Source organism: Methylocystis sp. L43, from assembly GCF_015709525.1.
Taxonomy (GTDB): Bacteria; Pseudomonadota; Alphaproteobacteria; order Rhizobiales; family Beijerinckiaceae; genus Methylocystis.
On the sequence record NZ_JADNRA010000026.1, the window covers coordinates 88,316 to 105,708 of the forward strand.

Genomic DNA, 17,393 nt, shown 5'->3' on the forward strand with positions numbered 1-17,393 from the left:
CACCGCGAGCGGACGGGAGCGATTGGTCAGTTTAGACTCCGGCGAGTCCACGAAGACTTAAGCCCGCCAGCGTGTCGACGAGCCGCTCGAGCGCGTCTTCGTCGAATTTGAGCGAGAAGGGCGGCTGCGCCAGCCGCTCCGCGTCTCGCACAAAGAACATCGGCTGCTGGGCGAGCCACAGCATCGCGAATGTGACGGTCTCCGCAGAGGCGTCCTGCGGCAGGAACCGCCGCACGACCCGTTCCGCCAAACGAAAGATGCGGGGCGGCGAATGCGCGATGAAAGCGCTGAAGACTTCGCTCGGCTGCACGCTTTCCCAGGCGAAGATGCGCAGGAAGCGGCTGACGCGATCGCGCTTGACGAGCGGCAGCAGAAACTGATGCAGATAGCGCCGGAGCGCGTCCTCGGGCGAAAGCGCATCGAGCTCTTCGGGGTCCAAGAACGCATTCTCTTCGAAGGCCCGCGTCGCAGCCATCAGCACTTCGCGATAAAGTCCGTCCTTGCCGCCGAAGTGGTAATTAACGGCCGCCTGGTTGGCCATCGCCCTTTGGGTGATGAGCCGCACGGAGCCGCCGCCATATCCATATTCCGCGAAGACCGACGTCGCCGCTTTGATGAGCGCGGCGCGCGTCGTCTCTGTCGAGCGAGACGCGACGCGCGCCTGATCCAGATTACTCAAAGCGTCATCCTCAAAAAGGATATGCGTTGACGAGGCTCGACACTGCGCCGCCAAGCAAGGTCGCGCTATTCCAGGCCTTGCGGCCGAGCGGAGCCAGTTTGGATGAGAGCCCTGTCGGGTCGAGCTTGGCCAACAAACTCCGTTCCTGTTGCTCCGCGTTCTCGCCCATTGTCTGGGGAGAGGCGGGCGGCTCGGCGTTGTAGGTCGGAGGCGCCGGCGGCGTCGACTCGACAGGGTTTCTCTTTTCCGGAGACGGCCTGCGCAAGGCGACGACTTTCGTCGGCCTGACAGGGATCGTCTCCGTCTGTTCAGCGGCGGCTTCGTTCGACCACTCCGAGTTCGACCAATCCGAGATGCGCTCCTGCGGATAGACGGCGAACAGCGCCGCAGCTGGCGAAGCGCTTTTCAACTCCAAGGATGGGCGCTCCGTCTCCGCGGACTCGATCCGGTCGATGATTTTGCCGCTCACCGGGTCGGTCGTGAAAGCGATTTCCTTCAGCGCTTCGCCATTTTTCCATTGTGGAGGCAGGAAAGCGATGAGCCAGGTCGCGACGAAACACAGCGAAGCATCGATGAGCAGCCTGCGGGATTTGGCGCCAAGCGCGGAAAATTTTGTTTTCAGATGATCGCCCATAGCGAACCTCCGTTTAAAACGACTGATTGAAATTCAAACGCTCGTATGAAGCGAAATTATGGCGGCGCGGTTACGCGCTATTTCTGGCTATTTGGGCGAGCGCAACATGCGTCATTTTGGCGCTTTGAGGAAACGGAGACGCTGGCGTGCGAAGCTTGCGCGGCCCACCAAAAGCCCCCACAACTGACGAAGTACGCGCGAGACTTGGCTTGGCCGCAGACCGCGACGACGGCCGCTCTTCCCGTCGCGGCTTCGCCGTGATAAGCGACGCGTCTCACGATGCGCGTCCTAGGGACCGGCTTCGCCGATTAAGACCGGGAGCCGGTTTTTGTTTTCGTTCAGCGCCGTTAGGCATAGAGGTCCATTCCAATGAGCCAATCCGGTTTCTTCACCGCCTCCCTCAGCGCTTCCGATCCGGAAATCGCGAAGGCGATCGAACTCGAACTCGGCCGCCAGAGGCACGAGATCGAACTGATCGCGTCGGAGAACATTGTCTCCAAGGCGGTGTTGGAGGCCCAGGGCTCGGTTCTCACCAACAAATACGCCGAGGGCTATCCCGGAAAGCGCTATTACGGCGGCTGCCAATTCGTCGACATCGCCGAAAATCTCGCGATCGACCGCGCCAAGAAGCTGTTCGACTGCGGCTTCGCCAATGTGCAGCCCAACTCCGGCTCGCAGGCCAACCAGGCGGTGTTCCTCGCGCTTCTTCAGCCGGGCGACGTTTTCATGGGGCTGGATCTCGCCGCCGGCGGTCACTTGACGCATGGGTCGCCGGTCAATGTCTCCGGCCGCTGGTTCAAGCCGGTGAGCTATACGGTGCGCAAGGACGATCAGCGCATAGACATGGAGCAGGTCGCCGCGCTCGCCATGGAGCATAAGCCGAAGCTCATCATCGCGGGCGGCTCCGGTTATTCCCGCATCTGGGACTTCGAAGGCTTCCGCAAGATCGCCGACAGCGTTGGCGCCTATTTCATGGTGGACATGGCGCATTTCGCCGGTCTGGTCGCTGCGGGACTTCATCCGTCGCCGCTGCCGCATGCGCATGTCGTCACCACCACCACGCATAAGACGCTGCGCGGTCCCCGCGGCGGCATGGTGCTGACGAATGACGAGGCCATCGCCAAGAAGATCAACTCGGCGGTGTTCCCCGGCCTGCAGGGCGGTCCGTTGATGCATGTCATCGCCGGAAAGGCCGTGGCGTTCGGCGAGGCGCTGACGCCGCAGTTCAAGACCTATCAGCAGCAGGTCAAGGACAATGCGCAAACGCTCGCGCAGACGCTCGTCGACGCGGGCCTCGCGATCGTCTCGGGCGGCACCGACAACCATCTGATGCTCGTCGATCTGCGTCCCAAGAAGATCACCGGCAAGGCGGCGGAAGCCGCGCTTGGCCGCGCGCACATCACCTGCAACAAGAACGGCATTCCCTTCGATCCGGAAAAGCCCTTCGTCACCTCCGGCATTCGTCTCGGCTCGCCGGCGGCGACGTCGCGCGGTTTCGCCCAGAACGAGTTCAAAGAGGTCGGGCAGATGATCGTCGAGGTGCTCGACGGCCTCTCCTCGAAGGGCGAAGAAGGCAACGCCGCGACGGAAGCGGCGGTGAAGGAAAAGGTTCACGCGCTGACCGCGAAGTTCCCGATCTACTAGTAATCGGCTCCCTTCTCTCGTTCGCGGGAGAAGGGAGCTCCCGACCCCGCGCCGCGGGGCCGCCTCTCCGAGCGAGAGGAAAAGGCGCCCGACATGCGCTGTCCCTATTGCGGTTCCGTCGACACGCAGGTGAAGGACTCCCGTCCTGCGGAGGATTCATCCTGCATAAGGCGGCGCCGCGTCTGTCCGACTTGCGGCGGCCGTTTCACGACATTTGAACGCGTGCAGCTGCGCGAAATCATCGTCGTGAAAAAGTCGGGTCGCCGTGCGCCGTTCAATCGCGACAAGCTGATGCGATCGGTTGAGATCGCCTTGCGCAAGCGTCCGGTCGAAGCGGAACGCGTCGAGCAGATGATTTCCGGAATCGTTCGTCAGCTCGAAAGCCTCGGCGAAGTCGAGGTCGAAAGTCAGCGCATCGGCGAATTGGTCATCGAAGGCCTGCGTTCGCTCGACCCCGTCGCCTATGTGCGTTTCGCCTCGGTGTATCGCGACTTCCGCGAAGTTCGCGACTTCTCCGCGGTGATCGACGAATTGGAGAGCGGCGGCGACGGCGCGGCTTTTGCACCGGACGCCGACGACCCAGAGAACGCATGACGATCCACGAAGCCTTTCCGCAGACCGCGACCGACGACGCCTATATGGCGGCGGCGCTTGCGCTCGGCCGGCGCAATTTGGGCCGCACCGCGCCAAATCCCGCGGTGGGCGCGTTGCTCGTGCGCGATGGCGTCGTTATCGCCCGCGGCTGGACCGCGCCGGGCGGGCGCCCGCATGCGGAGGCGATCGCCATGGCGGCGGCGGGCGAGGCTGCGCGCGGCGCAACGCTTTACGTCACCTTGGAGCCCTGCGCGCATCATGGGGCGACGCCGCCTTGCGTCGACTCGATCATCGCCGGCGGCGTCGCGCGCGTCGTCACCGCCCTCGAGGACCCCGACCCACGCGTCTCGGGCGACGGCCATGCGCGGCTGCGAAACGCCGGAATTGAGGTGCTGGTCGGTCCTGGCGCCGCCGCCGCGCGCGCCGATCATCTCGGGCACATTTTGCGCGTCACCCGTCGCCGCCCGATGATTACGCTCAAGCTCGCGCGGACGGCGGACGGCTACGCGGCGGGCGCGGCGCATGATCCGCGCCTGCACATCACCGGACCTATCGCTGACGCCTTCACGCATGTGCAGCGATCGCTGCACGATGCGATCATGGTCGGCGGCGGCACGGCGCGTGATGACGATCCGCTGATGACCGTACGCGTGCCGGGGATGCAACAATGCAAACCGCTCCGCGTCGTGCTCGATGAGAAGCTGTCGCTGTCGCCGCGTTCGCGACTGGCGTCGACCGCGCGCGAAACGCCGCTGCTCGTGATCGCTGGCGCGGCCGTCGCCGATGAAGCGGCCAAAGCGTTTGAAGACGCCACTGGCGCAGAGGTTGTTCGCATCGCGATGCGGGAAGGCCTGCTTGATCTTACCAGCGCCCTAAGACTTTTGGCAGATCGTGGCGTCACCCGCGTCTTCAGCGAAGGCGGGCCGCGCGTCGCCGAAAGTCTGCTCGCCGCGGATCTTGCCGACGAGGTCATCCTGCACACCGCCGTCAAGCCGCTCGGGCGGGCAGGCCGTCCGGCGCTGACTCCTGCGGCGCGCGCCGCCCTCGAGGACGATTCGCGCTACCGTCTGATCGAAACGCGCGCGCTCGGCGCCGACACGATGACCCGATACGCGCGGGTCGACTGATGTTCACCGGCATCGTCACCGATGTGGGCGAAATCGTTGCGATGACGCTGCGCGGCGAACTGCGCCGCCTGCGCATCGCCTGTTCATACGATGCCGACGGCATCGCCCTCGGCGCCTCGATCGCCTGCTCGGGCGTGTGCCTGACCGTGGTCGCCGTCGCGCGCGAGGGCGCGCGAACGATCTTCGAGGTCGACGCCGCCGCCGAGACGCTCGCCGTCACGACGGTCGGAACATGGGCCTGCGGAACGCGCGTCAATCTCGAACGCGCGTTGAAAATCGGCGACGAACTTGGCGGCCATATCGTCACCGGCCATGTCGATGGCGTTGCGCGCATCCTATCGCGCGACGACTTTTGCGATAGGGCGCCCGAAGGACGCCCGTCCGAAGAAACAAGCATGTCCAGATTTTGGGTCGAGTCGCCGCGCGCGCTGTCGCGCTTCATCGCGAAAAAGGGCTCCGTCGCGCTCGACGGCGTTTCGCTCACGGTGAACCAGGTCGACGGCGATCGCTTTTCGGTGCTGCTCATTCCGCATACGCTAAGCGTTACGACGCTCGGCGCGCGCAGGGCAGGGGACGCAATCAATATCGAAGTCGATCTGATGGCGCGCTACGCAGCGCGGCTGAGCGAAGCGCGGTAGGCTGAGTTTTGGCGAGGATGTGTATAACGGCCATGCTGGCTGACAGAGCGCCGCGCGTGTGACATAACGCGCCCAGAAAATTGGTTCGCGGATTTCCCTCCCACATGGAGAGTGGAGCCCGGCCAAAGGGCGTCTGTAAGGACGCCTGTTGTAAACGACAGGCTTTTGGCCGGTCGGTGCGGGGTTCACGCCTCAGCGATATTGCGTTCGCTGCGGCGGCGCGTCCCGCACCTTTGCAATTGAGAACGCTAACCCTCGCTTGGCTGCTTCGCAGCCCAATCCTCTCCCGCCGGGAGAGGGTTGCGTGCACTCATGGAGTCGCCTGAATGGCTGGTTTTGCACCCGACGACGCTGACGTCGCGCCCGTGCCCGGCGCGCATATTCTTGTCGTCACGACGAAGTTCAACGGCCAAATCGTCGCCATGTTGCGCGAAGGCGCGCTTGACGCGTTGCGCGCGCTCCAGGCGCAGGCGACGGTGATCGAAGTTCCCGGCGCGCTGGAGATCGCCACTGCTGCCGCGATCGCGCTCGACGACGCCGAGCTTGCCAGCGCGCCATATGATGGAGTCGTTGCGCTCGGCTGCGTCATCCGTGGCGAGACCTATCATTTCGAACTCGTCGCCAATGAAAGCACGCGGGCGCTGATGAATCTTTCCGTCTCGCGCCGCCTGCCGCTCGGCAACGGCGTGCTCACCGTGGAGAATGAGGCGCAGGCGATCGTGCGCGCCGATCCGAAACAGGGCGACAAGGGCGCGGATGCGGCGCGCGCGGCGATCGCGCTCGTGCGCCTTAAACGAGGCGTCGTATGAGCGTCGATCAACGCTCGGCGTCGCGTCTGGCGATCGTGCAAGCGCTTTACCAAATGGAAGTCGCCGGCAAGGGACTCAACGAGATTTTCGCTGAGTTCGAGTCTCACTGGATTGGGCGCGAAATTGAAGGCGCGCAGTATAAGCCGGCGGACGCCGCCTTTTTTCGCGACGTGCTGCAAGGAGTCCTGACCGACCAGGTCGCGATCGACCGGCAGATCGATCGCGCGCTTTCCGGCGGCTGGCCGCTGTCGCGCCTGGAGTCGGTCATGCGCGCCGCCTTGCGCGCCGGCGTCTACGAACTGCGTTCGCGCAAGGATGTCCCGGCGCGCGTCGTCATCAAGGAATATGTCGACGTCGCCGGCGCCTTTTTCGGTCCGACCGAGTCAGGCATGGTGAACGCGGTGCTCGACAGGATCGCGCATGAGGAGCGCACCGAGGAGTTGAGTTGACAGGAACGTAGCCTCCGGCTTCCTGGTCCTTCGAGACGCGTGCTGAGCACGCTCCTCAGGATGAGGAAGCCGGCGCGCGCATCCTCGCCCTCATGCTGAGGAGCGAGCGAAGCTCGCGTCTCGAAGCGCGAGGCAGAAATCATGACGCAGCGCTATAGCGAAGACGACATCATCGCGCACGTGTTCGCGCCGATCGCGGGGGCGGCCGCGCTCGGGCTTAAGGACGACGCGGCGCTTCTCGCGCCGGAAAGCGCGCCGCTCGTCGTCACGACCGACATGGTCGTCGCCGGCGTGCACTTCTTCGCAGATGACGACGCGTCGCTGATCGCCAAGAAAGCCCTGCGCGTCAATCTCTCCGACCTTGCGGCCAAGGGCGCTGAGCCGATCGGCTTTGTCTTGGCCTTGGCGCTGCCCGATGACTGGACCAACGCTTGGCTGGATGCGTTCGCCGCCGGGCTCGCCGAGGATGCGCGCGCGTATGGCGCGCCGCTCATCGGCGGCGACACGGCTGCGACCCCGGGGCCGCTGACCATCTCCATCACGGCGCTCGGCCGCGCCCGGCGCTTCGTGCCCCGCACCGGCGCAAAGCCTGGAGACGCCATCTTCGTCTCGGGCCCGATCGGCGACGCGGCGCTGGGTCTCGCGCTGCGCTGTGACCCGGCGCTGGCGCGACGACTGTCGGATGAGGCGTGCGACTATCTGATCGGGCGTTATCTGCTGCCGCAGCCGCGCGTCGACTTCTCGGCGTGGCTTTGCGCCAACGCCAGCGCCGCGATGGACATTTCCGACGGCCTCGCCGGCGATCTCGCCAAGCTTTGCCGCGCCTCCGGCGTGAGCGCGGTTGTCGATCTCGCCTCGGTGCCGCTTTCACCGGCGGCGCGAGAGGCGATCGCCATCGATCCAGATCTCTTCGAGACAGCGATAACCGGCGGAGACGACTACGAAATCCTCATCGCCGCAGGGAGCCAAGCGCCGCCTGCCGCGACCGCCTGCCGGATCGGCGAATTTGTAGCGGGAAGCGCGCCGCCGATTTTTCTCGACGGACACAAAAAGCCCGTCTTTTTCAAAAAATTGTCCTTCCAACACTTCTGAAGAATACGGCGTAGCGCAGCATTGCCGTGCGGCCACGTTTCTGGCAGAAAGCCCGCTGGAAAGCTGCTGTCCCCGCCCGATTCGCTCGGCGGGGCCGCTGCTCCTTTTTTTGTTGCGCGACTCCGTTCGCGGCGACGCGACCAATTCGGCCATTCCCCGGTCGAGGAACGAAAAGGCGAAGCCAAAATGGTTCTGTTTCTAACCATCGTCTTCGGATTGATGTCTATCGTCTATGGCGTGAAGACCTCGCAGGAATTGCTCGCAGCCGATCCGGGGTCGGCGCGGATGCAGGAAATTTCGGGCGCCGTCGCCGAGGGCGCGCAGGCGTATCTCAACCGCCAATACAAGACCATCGCCATGGTTGGCGGCGTGATCTTCGTCATCCTCGTCATCCTGCTCGGCTGGGCGGTCGCCTTCGGATTCCTGCTCGGCGCGGTGCTCTCCGGCGCGGCCGGCTATATCGGCATGAACGTCTCGGTGCGCGCCAATGTCCGCACGGCGCAGGCGGCGACGAAATCGCTCGCCGGCGGCCTCGACATCGCCTTCAAGGCCGGCGCGGTCACCGGACTTCTGGTCGCCGGGCTCGCGCTGCTTGGCGTCGCTGTTTATTACGCGATCCTGACCTGGTTCGCCGGCTATGCGCCCTCGGATCGCACGGTCGTCGACGCGCTGGTGGCGCTCGGTTTCGGCGGATCGCTGATTTCGATTTTCGCCCGTCTCGGCGGCGGCATCTTCACCAAAGGCGCTGACGTCGGCGCCGACCTCGTCGGCAAGGTTGAAGCCGGCATTCCCGAGGACGACCCACGCAATCCCGCCACGATCGCCGACAATGTCGGCGACAATGTCGGCGATTGCGCCGGTATGGCGGCCGATCTCTTCGAGACCTATGCGGTGACGGTGGTCGCCACCATGGTGCTCGCCTCGATCTTCTTCGCCGGTCAGGAAGGCCTGTCGTCGGCGATGATCTATCCGCTCGCGATCGGCGGCCTTTCGATCCTCACGTCGATCGCCGGCACCTATTTCGTGAAAATGGGCGACGACGAGGACACGACGTGGGGTAAGTTTGCTTCGCCTTATTTCAAGCAGCTTGGCATCGACGATTCCATCATGGGCGCGCTGTACAAGGGCCTCATCGCCGCCGGCGTGCTGTCGGTCGGAGGGCTCTTCCTGGCGACGACTTTTACCGTCGGCTGGGGCGAGATCGGCAAGGCGAATGGCGAAGCCATCCACGGCTATGGCCTGTTCCTCTCCGGGGTGCTGGGCCTGATCGTCACCGGCGCCATCGTCTATATCACCGAATACTACACCGGCACCGGCAAGCGTCCGGTGGTGTCGATTGCTCAGGCGTCGGTGACGGGCCACGGCACCAACGTCATCCAGGGCCTTGCCGTGTCGCTTGAATCTACAGCGGCGCCGGCGCTCGTCATCGTTCTCGGCATCATCCTCACCTATGAGCTTGGCGGGCTCTATGGCACGGCGATCGCGGTGACGACGATGCTGGGCCTCGCCGGCATGGTCGTGGCCCTCGACGCCTTCGGCCCCGTCACCGACAACGCCGGCGGCATCGCCGAAATGGCGGGTCTGCCGAAGGAAGTGCGTCGCAACACCGACGCGCTCGACGCCGTCGGCAATACGACGAAGGCCGTGACCAAGGGCTACGCCATCGGCTCGGCGGGCCTCGGCGCGCTGGTGCTCTTCGCCGCCTACACGAACGATCTGAAGCATTTCATCGACACCGACGTGCCGTTTTTCAAAGGGCTGGGGAAGATCGACTTCGAGCTCTCCAATCCCTATGTCGTCGCGGGTCTCATCTTTGGCGGCCTCATTCCCTATCTCTTCGGCGGCATCGCCATGACGGCGGTGGGGCGCGCGGCGGGCTCGGTGGTGGTCGAGGTGCGCCGTCAGTTCAAGGAAAAGCCCGGCATCATGGCCGGCACGGACCGGCCGGATTATGGCCGCGCGGTCGACATGCTGACGCAGGCGGCGATCAAGGAAATGATCGTGCCCTCGCTGCTGCCGGTGCTGGCGCCGATCATCGCCTTCGTCGTCGCCTGGATCCTCGGCGGCAAGGCCAACGCCTTCGCGGCGCTGGGCGCGTTGCTGCTGGGCGTCATCGTCAACGGGCTCTTCGTCGCCATTTCGATGACGTCGGGCGGCGGCGCCTGGGACAACGCCAAGAAATCCTTCGAAGACGGCTTCATCGACAAGGACGGCGTGAAGCATGAGAAGGGCTCCGAGGCCCATAAGGCGGCGGTGACCGGCGACACGGTCGGAGACCCCTATAAGGACACCGCCGGCCCCGCCGTGAACCCGGCGATCAAGATCACCAATATCGTGGCGCTGCTGATGCTGGCGATCCTGGCGCACTGAGCGACGCGACACGCGATTAGGGGCGGGGGAGACCTCGCCCCTCTTTTTGAACTTGTCTTTGAAAATAAATAAATATCAGGAGCTTCTCCTGGGTTCAGGAATATGGCCCGCGTTCGCGAGAACTTTACGACCCAAGTCGAAAGCGCTTTGCTCGCCGAGATTCGCGTGCTTGCAAAGCATGAGGGCCGGCAGCTTGAATGCGTCGTAGAGGACGCGCTGCGAACCTATGTCAGAAAACGCAGCAGGACGAAGCCGCGACATCGCGTCATGGACGCCTATGATCGAGCCTTGGGCGCTACGGCGCCCTTTATGAGAAGCTCGCCAAATGAACCGGCCTGCGCGTCACGATGATTGGCGCTAGGCGTCGGCGACGGGCCCAAGGCATGTGACTTTCCCGCGAGCGTCTTGCATTATCACGATGGACGAGCGCTCCAGTCGAACCTTCGGCCGCCCGGGCGGACTTCATGACCCATCCCTTCTATTGTCTGCACACGCATGGCTTTGTCCGAGTCGCCGTCGCGACGCCGAACGTGCGAGTCGCCGATCCGGTTTTCAATGTCGCACGGACGATCGAACTGGCGCGCCAAGCGGATCAGCACGGCGCTTCGCTCGTGCTGTTTCCCGAGCTGGGCATCTCCTCATATGCGATCGACGACCTCTTGCAGCAGGAGGCGTTGCTTGACGCCGTCGATGCGGCGATCGTCGAACTCGTCGAGGCCTCTTGCGGCATTCATCCGCTGATCGTCGTCGGCGCGCCGCTGCGCCATCGTGGCCGTCTCTATAATTGCGCCGTGGCGATCCTGCGCGGCCGCGTGCTCGCCGTGACGCCCAAGGTCTATCTGCCGAATTATCGCGAGTTTTACGAACAGCGCCATTTCGCTTCGGGCGCTTTCATCTTCGGCGAGGACACCAAGGTCGCCGGACAAACAGCGCCCTTTGGCTCCGATACGCTTCTCGAAGCGACGGATTTTCCCGGACTCGTGATCCACACGGAGATCTGCGAGGACGTCTGGGTTCCCATTCCCCCTTCGGCGCGCGCCGCGCTGGCGGGCGCGACCGTGCTGCTCAATCTCTCGGCGTCGAATGCGATCGTCGGCAAATCCGACTATCGCGAGACGCTCTGCGCTGCGCATTCGGCGCGCTGCCTAGCGGCCTATCTCTATTCGGCGGCGGGGCAGGGCGAGTCGACGACGGACCTCGCTTGGGACGGAGAAGCGCTGATCTGCGAGAAGGGCGAGGTCCTCGCCAAGGCGCCGCGCTTTTCCGACGAGCCGCAGCTGACGCTCGCCGATGTCGATATCGGCCGCCTGCTCGCAGAGCGGATGCGGCAAGGCACGTTTGGGGCCTGCGCCGACGTGGAGCAGGGCGCGACGAATTACCGTCGCATTGCTTTCGAACTCGCCGCGTCTTGCGACCGCGATCTCGGGTTTCTGCGCGAGGTCGGACGCTTTCCCTTCGTCCCGGCGGACGAGACGCGGCTCGCCGAGCTATGTTTCGAGGCGTTCAACATACAATCGCACGGTCTCGAACAACGGCTGCGCGCGACGAAAATAAAGAAGGCGGTGATCGGCGTCTCGGGTGGGCTCGACTCCACTCAGGCGCTGTTGGTCGGGGTGACGGCGATGGATGCGCTCGGTCTGCCGCGCGAAAATGTCCTCGGCTTCACGCTGCCGGCCTTCGCCACGAGCGAAAGCACCAAGGCCAACGCCTGGCGGCTGATGCGCGCGCTCGGCGTCACCGCGCAGGAAATCGATGTCACCGCCGCGTGCAAGCAAATGCTCGTCGACATCGATCACCCGGCTGCGCGCGGAGAGGCGGTTTACGACACGACTTACGAGAATGTGCAGGCGGGGGCCCGCACGTCGCTGCTGTTTCGCCTCGCCAACCGCCATGGCGCGCTCGTCATTGGCACTGGCGACCTGTCCGAACTCGCCCTCGGTTGGTCCACCTATGGCGTTGGCGATCAGATGTCGCATTACAACGTCAACGCCTCAGTCCCCAAGACGCTTATTCAGCACCTCATCCGCTGGTGCGCGCGTGACGCGCGATTTGGCGCGGAAACGGCGGCGGTGCTTGAGGACGTTCTCGCGACGGAAATTTCCCCCGAGCTTGTGCCCGGAGAAGCGAGACAGCGGACCGAGGATACGGTCGGGCCGTATGCGCTGCAGGACTTCAATCTCTATTATACGACGCGCTACGGATTTGCGCCGGCGAAGATCGCCTTTCTCGCCTGGCGCGCCTGGCGGCACGCGGCCGCCGGCTCATGGCCTACAGGGCTCGCGCAAGAGGACAAGATTGCCTATGACCTCTCGACGATCAAACATTGGCTCGGCGTTTTCGTGAAGCGTTTCTTTGAGGGAAGCCAGTTCAAACGGTCGGCGCTGCCAAACGGTCCGAAAGTCAGTTCGGGAGGATCCCTGTCGCCGCGCGGCGACTGGCGCGCGCCGTCGGATTCGGTTGCGGATGCGTGGCTGAGTTCGCTGGACGATATTCCCTGACAACGACAAGCCGGCCGCTCACGAAAAGCGGTCGGCCCATACCCTTCGAGGAACGATGATCGGTCAGGCGCGCCGGACGAGTCCGAGCACAACCGATACGACCAGTAGAACCAACGCGAGCCAGAACAATATCCGCGCGCCGTCCACCGCGACGCCGGCGACGCCGCCAAAGCCCAGAAAGCCGGCGATGAGAGCGATGACCAGAAACACGACGGCCCAATACAGAAGGTTGCCCATTTTGACCTCCGCTTGTGAACTCTCGTCCTAAAACGCGTCTGCACCGCACATGTTCCGAGCCCACAATTGCGGATACCGTCGCCTCGCCATTGCTCAGGTCTCGACGCGGTGTGGCGTCTCGCTGCGGCTGTAATCGCCTTATTCACTGGACAAGAGCGCTAAGGAACTTCGGCCGCGTTCGTCGCCCATTCGATGTAAAGCTTGCGCAGCAGGCGACTCGTGTCGCCCGGCGCGCCAGATCCGATGGGGCGGCCATCGAGCGAGACGACCGGCAGCACGAGATTGGAGGCGCTTGTGAGAAAGGCTTCCTTCGCCTCATAGGCCTCGGCGACCGAGAAACTGCGCTCCTCGACGGTCAATCCTTGCCGCTCCGCGAGCACCTGCACGGCTTTCCGTGTACAGCCGGGAAGAACGGCCGAGGAGTTTAGACGGGTCACGAGCACGTCCTCGCGGGTGAGGATGAAGGCGGTCGAGGATGAGCCTTCGGTCACGAAACCGTCTTGATCGACCATCCAGGCCTCCTGGCAGCCGCCCTCGAGCGCCGCTTGCTTCGCCAGAACCTGCGCGAGCAGCGCCGTGCTCTTGATGTCGCGTCGCGCCCATCGCAGATCCGGAACGGTGAGCACCTTCACGCCGGTTTCGGCGGCGGGCGAAGCGATGATGTTTTTCTTCTGAGCGAAGGCGACGAACGTCGGCGCCGCTTTCGCGGGAAATCCGAACTCGCGCTCGGCGGCGGCGCCTCTGGTGATTTGCAGATAGACGAGGCCTTCGCTCAAGCCATTCTTCGCGATAAGTTCGGCCTCGATTTCCGCGATGCCCGCCATCGGAACAGGATTTTCGATACGCAGTTCGCGCAGCGAACGCTCGAGACGCGAAAGATGCGAGTCATTGTCGATCAGCCTTCCGCCGATGACGGCCGCAACCTCATAAACGCCGTCGGCGAACAGGAAGCCGCGGTCGAGAATCGACACGCGCGCCTCGTCGATGGGGATGTAAGCGCCGTTCACGTAAGCGATATCAGACACGGTTGGCTCCCTGGAGAAGGAAGCGCAACCTACAGCAGCGCTCGCGGCTTGTCCTGCCGACGCTTCGGGCTCTATCGATACGGCCGGGGAGAACTAGATAGATGATCTGCGGCGGATCGCCCTTGAGGGCTCCTCGCGACCTCGGTCGCGGACGCCGTTGCGCCGGTGCGCTTGAGACGCGGATAACTGCGCTTACGAGCGGAAGGAGGATCCTTGGGCGAGGACATCAAAACCACGGGCTTCACGCCCGCCGACAAGGCGCGCTTTGCCGGCCGGCTCGCGCAGGAAACGGATCTGGCACGCGTCCTGTTTGAACAGGACAAATTTTCGCGCGACGGCCACATGGTCGGCTTCGAAGTTGAAACCTGGATCGTGGATCACAATTATGCGCCGTCCTCGATCAACCAGGATGTCCTCGAAACCCTCGATGATCCGCTCGTCGTGCCGGAGCTGTCGCGCTTTAACGTCGAGTTGAATTGCGCGCCATTCCACCTCAAAGGCGATGCGCTGACGCAAGCGCACAGGTCGCTGACGGACCTCTGGACGAAATGCAACGACGTGGCTCACCAGCTCGACGCCAATCTGGTGATGATCGGCACGCTGCCCACGATTCGCGACAGCGATCTGACTATTGCCAATATGTCGCCGCTGAACCGCTACTACGCGCTCAACCAGGAAGTGCTTCGTCTGCGCGGCGGGCAGCCGTTGCACGTCAATATCGCGGGCCGCGATCGCCTTGCGTCCGAGCACAAAGATGTGATGCTCGAAGCTGCGACGACGTCCTTTCAGATCCATCTCAAAGCCCCGGCCGATCTGGCGCATCTCTATTACAACGCCTCGGTGGCGGCGTCGGGACCGATCCTCGCGGCCTGCGGCAACGCGCCTTTTCTCTTCGGCAAGGCGCTATGGGAGGAAACCCGCATTCCGCTGTTTGAACAAGCAGTGAAGATGCCGGGCCCGGCCAGGGTCTGCATGGGCTCCGGCTACGCCGAGCATTCTCTCATCGAGATCTTCGAGGAAAATTTACGCGACTATGAGGCGCTGCTTCCCGTGGCCTATGACGACCCGCCCGAGGCGATGCGCCACCTGCGGTTGCATAATGGCGTCATCTGGCGCTGGAACCGTCCGCTGATTGGCTTCGACGAAGGCGGGGCGCCGCATCTGCGGGTCGAACACCGCATTCTGCCCGCCGGACCGACCTTCATCGATATGATGGCGAACGCCGCGCTTTACCTTGGCCTCGCGCGCGCCATCGCCATGAGCGGGGAGGGCGGCGCCGGCGGCCTCGCATTCGCTGACGCCAAGCGAAATTTTTACGCCGCCGCGCGCTTTGGCCTCGACGCCAAGCTCGAATGGCCGGGCGAAGGCGAGATCGCCGCCGATCGTCTGCTGCTCGATCGGCTCATTCCCGACGCCAGGGCGGGGCTTCGCGACCTGGGCGTCGCCGAAGCCGATTTCCTCGATATCGTCGAAGCTCGGGTGCAGACGCGGCAGACCGGGGCGGCTTGGCAGCGAAAAGCCCTTGAGGCGCGCGGCGGGGACCTTTATGCCCTGATGGCGGCCTATTGCGAGCGCCAGCGGAGCGGCGCCCCCGTCCATCAGTGGGAAACATGACGAGAACAGTGACCGACGCGCCTTGCGCCTTGCTCGACCGGCTGCCTGACGGATTTCTCGACTGCCCCGCCAATCGCCTGAAGGACATCCTTCCCCGACCGACGCTGTTCGACCTTCCGGGTCGCGACCCGCAACCGCTGTTCGTGTCTACGCTGCTGCACGGGAATGAGACGAGCGGGCTCGCCGCCGTGCAGGAGACTTTGCGTCGTCACGTCGCGCGCGGGCTCAATCGGTCGCTCATTCTGTTCATCGGCAATGTCGAAGCCGCGGCGGCGAATGTGCGCACGCTGCCGAGCCAGCGCGACTTCAACCGGGTGTGGCGCGGCACGGCCTTTCCCGATGATCCGCTCGCGCATATGGCCCGCTGGATTTACGAATATGTCGAGAAGCGCCGAGCTTTCGCGGCCGTCGACATCCACAACAACACGGGTTTCAATCCTCACTACAGCTGCATCACCAAGCTTGAGCCGAAATATGTCGCGCTTGCGCAGCTTTTCTCCCGCATCGTCGTGCATTTTCAGCGCCCGCGCGGCACCAGCGCAGCGGCCTTCGCCGAACTATGCCCGGCGATCACGGTCGAATGCGGCAAGTCGGGCGCCGATGCCGGCGTGGCGCATGCCGTCGAACTGCTCAACGCCTGCCTCTCGATCGCAGAGCTTCCCGACCACGCGCCGGCCCCGCAGGACATCGAGTTGCTGCGCACATGCGCCATCGTGAAGCCGCCCGCCGGCGCAAGCTTTTCTTTCGACGGAACGCCGGCGGACTTTGTTTTCCGCCCGGATATCGACCATCTGAATTTCAGCGAATTGGGCGCGGGCGCCTCTTTCGGCGCGTTGGGCCATGAAGGCGCGCGTCTCGAAGTCCTCTCCGGCGAGGGGTTCGACACGCAGCCGATCAACTATTTCGACTACGCGGGTGGCCTAATCAGGCTCGCGCGCCCTGCCATTCCGGCCATGCTGACAGTTGACCACCGCGCCGTGCAGCAGGATTGTCTATGCTATCTGATGCACCGCATCGGCATGGACGGACTGGGATATAGCCGCACGGACGTGAGCGCGCATTAGGGTTTTTCCGGCCGCACGTCCTCAATGACATAGAGGCCCTTCGCGTCGCGACTGATCGTAAATTTGATCTTCATGCCCTTCGACAGGCTGGAGAGATCCACGCCCGGCGCTACGCGAAACGCCATTGTCATAGGCGACATTTCCAGCGGTCCGGCGATCGGCCCGTGCGTGATCATGAGCCTGCGATCGTCCGCGTCGACCGCTCTGACGACGCCCTCGCCTTGGCCCGTCGTCTTCTCCGCGTTTTCCGTCGCCTGGGCGACAGTGTCGCGCGGCGCGCCCGCGCTGGCCGAGGCGCCGCCAATCCCGATGGAGATGGCGGCGCAAGCGGCGACGCGCGCGAATGCGTATCGCGTGGTCTTCATCGAAGCTCCCGGAGGTGCTGCTTGGAGTCGGCTAGACCTTACGGCATTCGTCGGCGCATTTCTGGCACGATTTGCCGCACTCCACGCATTCCTTGACCTTAGGGAATTTGTCGCATTGTTTTTTGCAGTCATCGCAAATCATGGCCACCGTTTTAGCCAGCGGACCGACATGCGAGGAGTTGACCGCCGCAAGCGACGCCAGCGCGTTACAGGCCGCGACAAGCTGGTAAGCGGCGTCCGCACACTCAGCCATGCTCGTGTCTTTCATCGCGAACATGCCGAAACAGTGGCGAAGGCAGTCATTGCCGGTGGAGACGCATTCGATGCTCGCGTTTTCCAGGTTTTTGTAGAGCGGCGGATGCATATCATCCATTTTGGCCGCGCTGTCCTGTTGGCCGGTTGCCTGAGCAAACGCTTGGGTGGCGGATGCGACGGCGGCGGCGGTTCCGACTGCGATGAATTCGCGACGTTCCATGGTCTTTCTCCCAGGTGGGCTTCACTTCACTACGTGCCGAGGGGGCCCGTTCGCGGGTTCCATCGGCATGGCTGCGCTC

Annotated in this window: 17 protein-coding genes; 11 read left to right on the forward strand and 6 right to left on the reverse strand. The window is 63.9% G+C overall.

Going from position 1 to position 17,393, the window contains the following annotated elements:
* Nucleotides 1-31: 31 nt before the first annotated feature.
* Together IYX23_RS08340 and IYX23_RS08345 are read right to left on the reverse strand one after the other, a co-directional pair.
* A complete protein-coding gene (locus IYX23_RS08340; RefSeq protein ID WP_196392456.1) occupies nucleotides 32-679 on the reverse strand; it encodes a TetR/AcrR family transcriptional regulator in 648 nt (215 codons plus the stop codon).
* Between the two features lie 10 nt (nucleotides 680-689).
* A complete protein-coding gene (locus IYX23_RS08345) occupies nucleotides 690-1,313 on the reverse strand; it encodes a hypothetical protein (RefSeq protein ID WP_196392457.1) in 624 nt (207 codons plus the stop codon).
* A gap of 369 nt (nucleotides 1,314-1,682) precedes the next feature.
* Here IYX23_RS08345 and glyA point away from each other — a divergent pair, with 369 nt between their 5' ends.
* The 9 genes from glyA (at nucleotide 1,683) to IYX23_RS08390 (ending at nucleotide 12,534) form a co-directional block, all read left to right on the forward strand.
* A complete protein-coding gene (gene glyA, locus IYX23_RS08350) occupies nucleotides 1,683-2,957 on the forward strand; it encodes a serine hydroxymethyltransferase (protein ID WP_196392458.1) in 1,275 nt (424 codons plus the stop codon).
* Between the two features lie 93 nt (nucleotides 2,958-3,050).
* On the forward strand, nucleotides 3,051-3,551 hold the full coding sequence (nrdR, locus tag IYX23_RS08355; RefSeq protein WP_196392459.1) for a transcriptional regulator NrdR: 501 nt from the start codon (nucleotides 3,051-3,053) through the stop codon (nucleotides 3,549-3,551).
* Nucleotides 3,548-4,678: a bifunctional diaminohydroxyphosphoribosylaminopyrimidine deaminase/5-amino-6-(5-phosphoribosylamino)uracil reductase RibD gene (ribD, locus tag IYX23_RS08360; RefSeq protein WP_196392460.1), complete on the forward strand. Its 1,131-nt coding sequence runs from the start codon at nucleotides 3,548-3,550 to the stop codon at nucleotides 4,676-4,678. Before nrdR ends, ribD begins: the two co-directional genes overlap by 4 nt.
* Nucleotides 4,678-5,316 (forward strand): riboflavin synthase, encoded by a 639-nt coding sequence (locus tag IYX23_RS08365; protein ID WP_196392461.1) that lies wholly within the window; start codon nucleotides 4,678-4,680, stop codon nucleotides 5,314-5,316. The genes ribD and IYX23_RS08365 overlap by 1 nt, the downstream gene beginning before the upstream one ends.
* 326 nt (nucleotides 5,317-5,642) lie before the next feature.
* Entirely contained in the window at nucleotides 5,643-6,125 is a 483-nt protein-coding gene (ribH, locus tag IYX23_RS08370; RefSeq protein ID WP_196392462.1) for a 6,7-dimethyl-8-ribityllumazine synthase, read from the forward strand.
* Nucleotides 6,122-6,574, forward strand: a complete 453-nt coding sequence (gene nusB, locus IYX23_RS08375; RefSeq protein ID WP_196392463.1) for a transcription antitermination factor NusB — start codon at nucleotides 6,122-6,124, stop codon at nucleotides 6,572-6,574. Before ribH ends, nusB begins: the two co-directional genes overlap by 4 nt.
* A gap of 141 nt (nucleotides 6,575-6,715) precedes the next feature.
* Nucleotides 6,716-7,666 carry a thiamine-phosphate kinase gene (gene thiL, locus IYX23_RS08380; RefSeq protein WP_196392464.1) on the forward strand — a complete coding sequence of 317 codons (951 nt, stop codon included), beginning with the start codon at nucleotides 6,716-6,718 and terminating at the stop codon, nucleotides 7,664-7,666.
* 186 nt (nucleotides 7,667-7,852) lie between these two features.
* Nucleotides 7,853-10,036, forward strand: a complete 2,184-nt coding sequence (locus IYX23_RS08385) for a sodium-translocating pyrophosphatase (protein WP_196392465.1) — start codon at nucleotides 7,853-7,855, stop codon at nucleotides 10,034-10,036.
* 464 nt (nucleotides 10,037-10,500) lie between these two features.
* The gene (locus tag IYX23_RS08390; protein WP_196392466.1) at nucleotides 10,501-12,534 is read left to right on the forward strand and encodes an NAD(+) synthase; all 2,034 of its coding nucleotides are present in this window, start codon (nucleotides 10,501-10,503) and stop codon (nucleotides 12,532-12,534) included.
* Between the two features lie 63 nt (nucleotides 12,535-12,597).
* Here IYX23_RS08390 and IYX23_RS08395 read toward each other — a convergent pair whose 3' ends face one another.
* Together IYX23_RS08395 and IYX23_RS08400 are read right to left on the reverse strand one after the other, a co-directional pair.
* Nucleotides 12,598-12,771: a DUF1328 domain-containing protein gene (locus IYX23_RS08395; RefSeq protein ID WP_196392467.1), complete on the reverse strand. Its 174-nt coding sequence runs from the start codon at nucleotides 12,769-12,771 to the stop codon at nucleotides 12,598-12,600.
* A gap of 158 nt (nucleotides 12,772-12,929) precedes the next feature.
* Nucleotides 12,930-13,796 carry a D-amino-acid transaminase gene (locus IYX23_RS08400; protein WP_196392468.1) on the reverse strand — a complete coding sequence of 289 codons (867 nt, stop codon included), beginning with the start codon at nucleotides 13,794-13,796 and terminating at the stop codon, nucleotides 12,930-12,932.
* Between the two features lie 213 nt (nucleotides 13,797-14,009).
* Between IYX23_RS08400 and IYX23_RS08405 the strand changes: the two genes are divergently transcribed.
* Together IYX23_RS08405 and IYX23_RS08410 are read left to right on the forward strand one after the other, a co-directional pair.
* Nucleotides 14,010-15,410 (forward strand): hypothetical protein, encoded by a 1,401-nt coding sequence (locus tag IYX23_RS08405; RefSeq protein ID WP_196392469.1) that lies wholly within the window; start codon nucleotides 14,010-14,012, stop codon nucleotides 15,408-15,410.
* Complete coding sequence (locus tag IYX23_RS08410) at nucleotides 15,407-16,474, forward strand: M14 family metallopeptidase (RefSeq protein ID WP_196392470.1); 1,068 nt, start codon at nucleotides 15,407-15,409, stop codon at nucleotides 16,472-16,474. Before IYX23_RS08405 ends, IYX23_RS08410 begins: the two co-directional genes overlap by 4 nt.
* Here the strand turns inward: IYX23_RS08410 and IYX23_RS08415 are convergent.
* Together IYX23_RS08415 and IYX23_RS08420 are read right to left on the reverse strand one after the other, a co-directional pair.
* Entirely contained in the window at nucleotides 16,471-16,839 is a 369-nt protein-coding gene (locus tag IYX23_RS08415) for a copper-binding protein (RefSeq protein ID WP_196392471.1), read from the reverse strand. The two genes, IYX23_RS08410 and IYX23_RS08415, sit on opposite strands and share 4 nt — an antisense overlap.
* A gap of 31 nt (nucleotides 16,840-16,870) precedes the next feature.
* Nucleotides 16,871-17,314: a four-helix bundle copper-binding protein gene (locus IYX23_RS08420; RefSeq protein ID WP_196392472.1), complete on the reverse strand. Its 444-nt coding sequence runs from the start codon at nucleotides 17,312-17,314 to the stop codon at nucleotides 16,871-16,873.
* Nucleotides 17,315-17,393 lie beyond the last annotated feature (79 nt).

Excerpts from the sequence above, each read along its gene's own strand:
- IYX23_RS08345 (WP_196392457.1), bottom strand. The coding sequence starts at position 1,313 with ATGGGCGATCATCTGAAAACAAAATTTTCCGCGCTTGGCGCCAAATCC.
- glyA (WP_196392458.1), top strand. The coding sequence starts at position 1,683 with ATGAGCCAATCCGGTTTCTTCACCGCCTCCCTCAGCGCTTCCGATCCG.
- nrdR (WP_196392459.1), top strand. The coding sequence starts at position 3,051 with ATGCGCTGTCCCTATTGCGGTTCCGTCGACACGCAGGTGAAGGACTCC.
- ribD (WP_196392460.1), top strand. The coding sequence starts at position 3,548 with ATGACGATCCACGAAGCCTTTCCGCAGACCGCGACCGACGACGCCTAT.
- IYX23_RS08365 (WP_196392461.1), top strand. The coding sequence starts at position 4,678 with ATGTTCACCGGCATCGTCACCGATGTGGGCGAAATCGTTGCGATGACG.
- ribH (WP_196392462.1), top strand. The coding sequence starts at position 5,643 with ATGGCTGGTTTTGCACCCGACGACGCTGACGTCGCGCCCGTGCCCGGC.
- nusB (WP_196392463.1), top strand. The coding sequence starts at position 6,122 with ATGAGCGTCGATCAACGCTCGGCGTCGCGTCTGGCGATCGTGCAAGCG.
- thiL (WP_196392464.1), top strand. The coding sequence starts at position 6,716 with ATGACGCAGCGCTATAGCGAAGACGACATCATCGCGCACGTGTTCGCG.
- IYX23_RS08385 (WP_196392465.1), top strand. The coding sequence starts at position 7,853 with ATGGTTCTGTTTCTAACCATCGTCTTCGGATTGATGTCTATCGTCTAT.
- IYX23_RS08390 (WP_196392466.1), top strand. The coding sequence starts at position 10,501 with ATGACCCATCCCTTCTATTGTCTGCACACGCATGGCTTTGTCCGAGTC.
- IYX23_RS08395 (WP_196392467.1), bottom strand. The coding sequence starts at position 12,771 with ATGGGCAACCTTCTGTATTGGGCCGTCGTGTTTCTGGTCATCGCTCTC.
- IYX23_RS08410 (WP_196392470.1), top strand. The coding sequence starts at position 15,407 with ATGACGAGAACAGTGACCGACGCGCCTTGCGCCTTGCTCGACCGGCTG.
- IYX23_RS08415 (WP_196392471.1), bottom strand. The coding sequence starts at position 16,839 with ATGAAGACCACGCGATACGCATTCGCGCGCGTCGCCGCTTGCGCCGCC.
- IYX23_RS08420 (WP_196392472.1), bottom strand. The coding sequence starts at position 17,314 with ATGGAACGTCGCGAATTCATCGCAGTCGGAACCGCCGCCGCCGTCGCA.